7 protein-coding genes are annotated in these 6,829 nt (G+C 73.1%); 4 read left to right on the top strand and 3 right to left on the bottom strand.

The annotated features are described in order from the left end of the window. Positions 1–356 (bottom strand): 2-phosphosulfolactate phosphatase (locus tag HW445_RS14285; RefSeq protein WP_180221398.1); only part of this gene is annotated, 356 nt, incomplete at its 3' end. A gap of 136 nt (positions 357–492) precedes the next feature. Between HW445_RS14285 and HW445_RS14280 the strand changes: the two genes are divergently transcribed. Genes HW445_RS14280 through nirD form a run of 3 tightly spaced genes read left to right on the top strand, consistent with a single transcriptional unit; the run spans position 493 to position 4,705 of the window. Continuing rightward, positions 493–1,710: an NAD(P)/FAD-dependent oxidoreductase gene (locus HW445_RS14280; protein ID WP_180221397.1), complete on the top strand. Its 1,218-nt coding sequence runs from the start codon at positions 493–495 to the stop codon at positions 1,708–1,710. After that, positions 1,710–4,340, top strand: a complete 2,631-nt coding sequence (gene nirB / locus HW445_RS14275; RefSeq protein WP_374939651.1) for a nitrite reductase large subunit NirB — start codon at positions 1,710–1,712, stop codon at positions 4,338–4,340. The genes HW445_RS14280 and nirB overlap by 1 nt, the downstream gene beginning before the upstream one ends. Continuing rightward, entirely contained in the window at positions 4,337–4,705 is a 369-nt protein-coding gene (gene nirD / locus HW445_RS14270; RefSeq protein WP_180221396.1) for a nitrite reductase small subunit NirD, read from the top strand. Before nirB ends, nirD begins: the two co-directional genes overlap by 4 nt. 93 nt (positions 4,706–4,798) lie before the next feature. On the opposite strand, the gene HW445_RS14265 is transcribed toward nirD, so the two are convergent. Continuing rightward, positions 4,799–5,032, bottom strand: a complete 234-nt coding sequence (locus tag HW445_RS14265) for a DUF2277 domain-containing protein (protein ID WP_180221395.1) — start codon at positions 5,030–5,032, stop codon at positions 4,799–4,801. Positions 5,033–5,146: 114 nt separating this feature from the next. On the opposite strand from HW445_RS14265, the gene HW445_RS14260 reads away from it, so the two are divergent. After that, on the top strand, positions 5,147–5,503 hold the full coding sequence (locus HW445_RS14260; protein ID WP_180221394.1) for a hypothetical protein: 357 nt from the start codon (positions 5,147–5,149) through the stop codon (positions 5,501–5,503). On the opposite strand, the gene HW445_RS14255 is transcribed toward HW445_RS14260, so the two are convergent. After that, positions 5,487–6,404 carry an SDR family oxidoreductase gene (locus HW445_RS14255; RefSeq protein WP_180221393.1) on the bottom strand — a complete coding sequence of 306 codons (918 nt, stop codon included), beginning with the start codon at positions 6,402–6,404 and terminating at the stop codon, positions 5,487–5,489. The two genes, HW445_RS14260 and HW445_RS14255, sit on opposite strands and share 17 nt — an antisense overlap. Positions 6,405–6,829: the final 425 nt, after the last annotated feature.

Raw genomic sequence — 6,829 nt, 5'->3', positions numbered from 1 at the left:
GCCACGGTGAAACTCGCGCACAGCGCGAGGTCCGCCTCGACGACCGCCAGCGCCCCGACCGTTCCCGCCGTGGTCTTCTGCACCACGGTGCGGCCGGTCAGCTCGGCCTGGCGGAGCAGGCCGGGCGAGTTGACCAGGTCGAACCCGCGGGCCGGCGCGCCGTCCTTGAGCGCGAGCCAGCCGGGATGCCCCGCCTTGAGCTCAAGGGCCTCGTCGGCGTCGGCGGCCAGGACGATCCTGTCGGCGCCGCGGTGGAACGCCCACGCGGCGGTGGTGAACGCGCGCATCACATCGATCACGACGGCCACCTTCTCGGTGCCGTCCACCCCGGGTATGCCGGTCACACGTGAGTCCATGCGGCGATGATGCCAGCCCGCCGCCCCGGCCGCCGCGGTCCCTCACAGCGCCCGCCCTCCCCCGCTGAGGGCAGCGTTCCCCGCGGGAAACGGGAGGGATGCGGTCGGGAAACACCCGCCCCGCACTCTTCCGGGTATGACGTCGCAACAGCGTGTGGTGGTGATCGGGGCCGGTCCCGCGGGGGTGCGCCTCGCCCGCCGGCTCGGGGAGCTGGGCGTGCCGGCGGTCCTGGTCGGCGAGGAGGGACACCGGCCCTACAACAGGGTGCTGCTCGCCGAGGTGCTGGCCGGCCGGTACGCGCCGGAGGTGATCGAGCTGCCCGCCCCGGCCGGTCTGGTCCGGGCCCGGGTGGTGAAGATCGACCGGGACGCGCGGCGTCTGTACTGCGACGACGGCCAGGAGCTGACCTACGGGACCCTGGTGCTGGCCACCGGCTCCAACCCGGTGCTGCCGCCGCTGCGCGGACTGTTCGCCGTCGGCGACCACCGGCTGCCCCGCGGGGTGCACGCGTTCCGCACCATGGACGACTGCCTGGAGCTGTCGGCGGCGGTCCGCCCCGGCACCCGCGCGGTGGTGGTGGGCGGCGGGCTGCTCGGCGTGTCGGCGGCCCGGGCGCTGGCCGAGCGGGGCGCGCAGGTGGTGCTGGCGCAGCAGTCGGAGCGGCTGATGGAGCGGCAGCTCGACCCGGCCGCCTCCGCGCTGGTGCGGCGGCACCTGGAGGACCTGGGCGTCGAGGTCCACACCGAGCTGCGGGTGCGCGACGTCCGGGTGGTCGAGGGCAAGGTCCGGTCGGTCGAGATGGCCGACGGCTACGCCCTGGACGCCGACGTGGTGGTGCTGGCCTGCGGGGTCCGCCCCCGCACGGGCCTCGCGCAGGGCGCCGGACTGGACGTCCGCAAGGGTGTCGTCGTCGACGACGAACTGCGCACCTCCGACCCGCACATCCGGGCCCTCGGCGACTGCGCCGAGCACGACGGCCAGGTCTACGGGCTGGCCACCCCCGCCCTGGAACAGGCCGAGGTCCTCGCCCTGTCCCTCGCGGGGGACGGCGCCGCCCGTTACACCGGCACCCGGGCCCTCACCCGGCTGACGCTCTTCTCCGACCGCCCCTTCGACCTGGCGGCGTTCGGCGAGCTCACCCCGCTCCCGGGGGACGACGTGGTCCAGCTCGCCGACGCCACCCGCGGCACCTACCGCAAGGTCGTGGTCCGTGAGGACCGGCTGGTCGGCGGCGTCCTGGTCGGCGAACTGGGGACCGTCGGCGCGCTGGCGCGCGCCTGGGAGGGAGCAGAGCCGCTTCCCTCCGCCGGGTCCCCCCTGCTCCACCTGCTCACCAACGACGGAGGCTCCTGATGCCCATGCCCACCACGGACTCTTCCACGGTCTCTCCCTCGGTCACGGTCTCTCCCACGATCGTGCTCGTCGGCCACGGCATGGTCGGCCAGCGCTTCCTGGAGTCCCTGGCCGAGCGCGGGCTGACCTCCACGCACCGCGTCGTCGTGCTCTGCGAGGAGCCCCGCCCGGCCTACGACCGGGTGCACCTCACCTCCTACTTCTCCGGCACCAGCGCCGACGAACTCTCCATGACCGACATGGAGTTCATCGAGAAGCACGGCATCGAGCTGCGCCTCGGCGACCCGGCCGAGTCGGTCGACCGCGAGGCGCGGACCGTCACCGCCCGCTCGGGGCTGACGGTCTCCTACGACACCCTCGTCCTGGCCACCGGCTCCTACCCGTTCGTCCCGCCGGTGCCCGGCAAGGACGCGGACGGCTGCTTCGTCTACCGGACCATCGAGGACCTGCTCGCCATCGAGGAGTGGGCGAAGGCCCGCGCCACCACCGGCGCGGTGGTCGGCGGCGGCCTGCTCGGCCTGGAGGCGGCGGGTGCCCTCAAGGGACTCGGACTGGACGCCCACATCGTGGAGTTCGCGCCCCGGCTGATGCCGGTGCAGGTCGACGACGGCGGTGGCGCGGCCCTGCTGCGCACCATCGAGGAGATGGGCCTCACCGTGCACACCGGTGCGGGCACCCAGGAGGTGCTGACCGGCGAGGACGGCGCGGTCACCGGCATGAAGCTGTCCAACGGCTCCGAACTCGCCGTCGACATGGTGGTGTTCTCCGCCGGTGTCCGCCCCCGCGACCAGCTGGCCCGCGACTGCGGCCTGGAGGTCGGCGAGCGCGGCGGCATCGCGGTCGACGCGAGCTGCCGCTCCGTCTCCGACGACCGGGTCTTCGCGATCGGCGAGTGCGCGCTCGCCGTCGACGGCCGGGTCTACGGCCTGGTCGCCCCCGGCTACGAGATGGCGCAGACCGCCGCGGCCGCCATCGCCCGTGAGGAGGCGGAGTTCACCGGCGCGGACCTGTCCACCAAGCTGAAGCTGCTCGGCGTGGACGTCGCCTCCTTCGGTGACGCGCACGGCACGGCGGACGGCTGCCTGGACGTCGTCTACTCCGACTCCCGGGCCGGTCTGTACAAGAAGCTGGTCGTCGGCCGTGACGGCACCCTGCTGGGCGGCATCCTGGTCGGCGACGCCGAGGCGTACGGCACGCTGCGGGCCCTCACCGGGTCCGTCCCGCCCGTCTCGCCGGAGAGCCTGGTGCTGCCCGCGGGCGCGGCGGGCGGCGGCGCGCAGCTCGGGCCGTCCGCCCTGCCGGACGAGGCGATCATCTGCTCCTGCCACAACGTCACCAAGGGCGCGATCCGTGGCGCGGTCACCGACCACCGGTGCGTGACGGTGCCCGAGGTCAAGAAGTGCACCAAGGCCGGCACCGGCTGCGGTTCCTGCGTGAAGGTGCTGGGCCAGCTCGTCGAGGCGGAGCTGGAGGCGAGCGGCGTCGAGGTCGACAAGGGCCTGTGCGGCTGCTTCGCCCAGACCCGCGAGGAGCTGTACGAGATCGTCCTGGCGCTGCGGGTCACCTCCTACCGGGAGCTGCTGGACCGCCACGGCCGCGAGGAGGCCCGCGGCGGCGACGGCTGCGAGATCTGCAAGCCGTCCGTCGCCAACATGCTGGCCACCCTCGCCCCGGCGATCGGCGCGGACGCCCACGTCCTGGACGGCGAGCAGTCGGCCCTCCAGGACACCAACGACCACTTCCTCGCCAACCTCCAGAAGAACGGCTCCTACTCGGTCGTCCCGCGCATCCCCGGCGGGGAGATCGCCCCGGAGAAGCTGATCGTGATCGGCGAGATCGCCCGCGACTTCGGCCTCTACACGAAGATCACCGGCGGCCAGCGGATCGACATGTTCGGCGCCCGCGTCGAGCAGCTGCCGCGCATCTGGGCGCGGTTGGTGGACGCCGGCTTCGAGTCGGGCCACGCCTACGGCAAGTCGCTGCGGACCGTGAAGTCGTGCGTCGGCTCCACCTGGTGCCGCTACGGCGTGCAGGACTCGGTCCGCATGGCCATCGACCTGGAGCTGCGCTACCGGGGCCTGCGCTCGCCGCACAAGCTGAAGTCGGCGGTCTCCGGCTGCGCGCGGGAGTGCGCGGAGGCCCAGTCCAAGGACTTCGGCGTGATCGCCACCGCCAACGGCTGGAACCTCTACGTCGGCGGCAACGGCGGCGCCACCCCGCGCCACGCGGACCTGCTGGCGCAGGACCTCTCCGACGCGGAGCTGGTCCGCCTGATCGACCGGTTCCTGATGTTCTACATCCGCACCGCGGACCGCCTGGAGCGCACCTCGGTGTGGCTGGACCGGATCCCCGGCGGCCTCGACCACGTCCGCGACGTCGTCGTCCACGACTCGCTGGGCATCTGCGACGACCTGGAGCGGCTGATGGCCGCGCACGTGGCCCACTACCGCGACGAGTGGGCGGCGGTGCTGGAGGACCCGGAGAAGCTGGAGCGCTTCGTCTCCTTCGTCAACGCCCCCGAGACCCCCGACCCGACGGTGGCGTTCGTTCCCGAACGCGGCCAGATCAAGCCGAACCTGCCGCTGCTCCAGATCGGCATCCGAGAGATGGAAGGGACCGCGACCCGATGACCACTGCCGTCGCCACCGCCGCCGCATCCACCCTGATCGGCACGTTCGTCCAGCTGAGGGCCGGCGAGGACTGGCTGCCCGTCTGCGGCCTGGACCGCCTGGTCCCCGGCCGCGGCGTGGCCGCCCTCCTCCCCGGCGGCCACCAGGTCGCCGTCTTCCTCGACCGCGCGGGCCGTCTCCACGCCGTCGACAACCGCGACCCCTTCACCGGCGCCGCCGTGCTCTCCCGCGGCCTCCTCGGCAGCCACCAGGGGCGGCCCTTCATCGCCTCCCCCCTGCTGAAGCAGCGCTTCGACCTCGCCACCGGGCAGTGCCTGGACGACGAGACGGTCCGGCTCGCGACCTACGAGGTCCGCGCCGCGTAGCCCACGGGCCACGGCACGGGCCACGGCCCACCGGCCCACCGGCCCACCGGCCCATTGGCCCGCCAGGCGTGCGGTCACCCGCGGACGACCCGCCTAAGCCGTCGCGGCCGGAGCCTTGCTCCCCCTCACCTCCAGACCGGCGAGCAACTCCGCCGTCGCCTCAGCGACGGCGTCCACCGCCGCGTCGAACACCTCACGGTTGTGCGCCGCGGGCGCCCGGAACCCGGAGACCTTCCGCACGTACTGCAGCGCGGCGGCCCTGACTTCTTCCTCCGTGGCCTCGCCCGGCAGCGCGGGCGGACGGAGCGTCTTGATGCTGCGACACATACGTCCAGTGTGGCTCTCCCCCGGTCAACCGGAGGACGTTTCCCGGACACCCGTTCGAGCGAAATCACTAGATCGAACTCGCCTCGCTAATTCGAACAGGCGTACCATTGCCGTGTGGCCAAGACCTACGACTTTCCGAGCGACCTGCTCGACGGTCAGACGGAGTTGCATCAGGTCAGGGCCGAGCTCTCGGCCCTCCTGAAGCGTCTCCCCTGGTCCGTCGACCCCCACGACGGCTTCGACGACGACAACGGCTGGCGCAAGGTCGAGCGTCCCGCCTCCCCCGGCTGGACACCGGACGAGCAGGCCTATGTGGAGAAGCTGCGCCGCCGCGAGCACGAGCTCGCGGTGTTCGTCACCACCCACCCGTTCTGGACCCGGCTGCAGGGCCCCGACACCGTCGAGGCCCGCTCGGGGGTCAAGCACGCCAAGGAGCCGCCCGCCCCGGCTCCCGTCACCGGTAACCCGTGACGTCCGCCTCCCGTCCGGCGTCCTGGACCTCCACGATGTACCTCCAGGCGTCGGGCCGGCTGCCGTCCCGGTCGGTGAACCCGTACTCCTTGGCCAGTCCGCCGCTCGACAGGGACCGCCCGTTCCAACGGCCCACCTCCGGGTCCGCGGCCAGCGCGGCCACGGCCCGCCCCACGAAGTACGGCGTCTCCGAGATCGCGAAGTGCGGCTCCTTGACCAAGGCGTCGCGCCAGTTGTCCTCGGTGACCTCGAAGTGGTCCAGCATGATCTCCGACCGCATCCACCCCGGAGTGAGCGCCACCGCGGTCGCCCCGCGCGGCCCCAGTTCGTGGGCGAGGGCGAAGGCCATCCGCAGCACGGAGGCCTTGGCGAGGTCGTAGAAGAACGAGGTCCGGTAGTGGGCCGCGTTGTACTCCTCCGTGCCGTCGGTCATCTCGACGACCAGACCACCCGGGTGGCGCAGCAGCAGCGGAAGGGCGTGGTGGCTGGTGACGGCGTGGGTCTCCACCGCGAGACGGAGAAGCCGCAGCCCTTTGTCGAGATCGTGCTCCCAGACGGGGCTCTCCCACGCGAAGAGGTGCTCGCCGCCCCAGATGTCGTTGACCAGCACGTCCAGCCGGCCCTGCTCGGCGTCGATCCGTTCGACGAGGCCGCGGACCTGTTCCGGTACCAGGTGATCGGTGGGCACGGCGATCCCCCGGCCGCCCGCCTCGGTCACCAGTTCCGCCGTGTCCTCGATCGTCTCCGGCCGCCCGTACTCGGACCTCGCTCCACGGGTCGTCCGCCCGGTGACGTAGACCGTCGCGCCCGCCGCCCCGAGCTCCACCGCGATCCCGCGCCCGGCTCCCCGGGTGGCCCCCGCGACCAGTGCGACCTTTCCGTCCAGTGCCGCTGCCGTCATGCCTGACTCCTTCCGCCACGCCCACCGTGGACACCCCATAGGTAGCAGCCACGCCCCGCCCGGGCCCGTCCTTTTCCGGCCCCTCCGCGGTCCCGTCGCCACGGTCCCGTCGCCACGGTCCCGTCGCCGCTGTCCCGTCGCCGCGGGGCGGAAGCCTCGCAGGGCGGCGGCCTCAGGGAACGGCGGCCCCAGGAAGGCGGCCGTGCGCCCGGACGTCCCGGATGCGATCACCCGCCCTCTCGGGTCCACTCTTGCTGTGGCCGGTGACCGATCACTCCGCCGGACGTTCCGGGTCCGCCGGCCGGCCACCCGACCTCAGGAGGCGGACTCGTGGGTCGCTGGAGGATGCGCAGGGCCGCGTCGGCCTCGGCCGTGGTGACGCTGGCGGCGGCGCTGTTGCTGCTCGACACCCCCGCCGGTACCGC

Origin of the sequence: Streptomyces sp. UH6 (assembly GCF_013421635.1) — a bacterium.
GTDB classification, from domain to species: Bacteria; Actinomycetota; Actinomycetes; order Streptomycetales; family Streptomycetaceae; genus Streptomyces; species Streptomyces abyssomicinicus.
The sequence above is the reverse complement of the archived record's forward strand: the minus strand, read 5'-3'. Positions and strand labels throughout refer to the sequence as shown.

Bases quoted from the DNA above. Each gene is read 5' to 3' on its own strand.
- HW445_RS14280 (WP_180221397.1), top strand. From the start codon at position 493: ATGACGTCGCAACAGCGTGTGGTGGTGATCGGGGCCGGTCCCGCGGGG.
- nirB (WP_374939651.1), top strand. From the start codon at position 1,710: ATGCCCATGCCCACCACGGACTCTTCCACGGTCTCTCCCTCGGTCACG.
- nirD (WP_180221396.1), top strand. From the start codon at position 4,337: ATGACCACTGCCGTCGCCACCGCCGCCGCATCCACCCTGATCGGCACG.
- HW445_RS14265 (WP_180221395.1), bottom strand. From the start codon at position 5,032: ATGTGTCGCAGCATCAAGACGCTCCGTCCGCCCGCGCTGCCGGGCGAG.
- HW445_RS14255 (WP_180221393.1), bottom strand. From the start codon at position 6,404: ATGACGGCAGCGGCACTGGACGGAAAGGTCGCACTGGTCGCGGGGGCC.